This is a genomic window from Pseudomonas sp. EA_65y_Pfl1_P113 (assembly GCF_963970525.1).
Lineage (GTDB): Bacteria > Pseudomonadota > Gammaproteobacteria > Pseudomonadales > Pseudomonadaceae > Aquipseudomonas > Aquipseudomonas tritici.
In genome coordinates this window covers 1-455 of the sequence record NZ_CAXAQM010000560.1, presented here as the reverse complement: position 1 = coordinate 455, position 455 = coordinate 1, and the positions used below count along the sequence as shown (strand labels likewise).

The following is a 455-nucleotide window of genomic DNA, read 5'->3' as shown; positions in this document are numbered from 1 at the left end:
TGGTCTTCTCCCTTGGGTGGGCGCCCGCGCCGGGGCGGATTGGGGGCAGCGAGTTTCACGCCGCGCTTGGCCAGCGCCTCGCGCAGGAGGCATTCGAACTCGGCATTGACGCTCCGCAAATCGGCCGCCGCCATCCGCTCGACCGCCGCGTACAAAGCGGGGTCGAGACGCAAAGGAAACGCCTTTTTGGGGGGAGCCGCCAAGGTGCGCGTCCTATTGGTAAAGCGAACCGGCGTTGACGACCGGCTGGGTATCGCGCTCGCCGCACAACACGACCATCAGATTGGAGACCATCGCCGCGCGGCGTTCGTCGTCCAGTTCGACCACCCCCTTGGCGGAGAGCAGATCCAGCGCCATCTCGACCATGCCGACCGCGCCCTCCACCAGCGTCTTGCGCGCCGCGACCACCGCTTGCGCCTGTTGCCGCCGCAACATCGCGCCCGCGATTTCCGGCG

1 pseudogene is annotated in these 455 nt (G+C 68.1%); it reads right to left on the bottom strand.

Annotated elements, in window-relative coordinates:
- Window positions 1-213: 213 nt before the first annotated feature.
- Window positions 214-455: pseudogene (locus AACY52_RS31075) on the bottom strand (SPFH domain-containing protein); the annotation flags it as partial.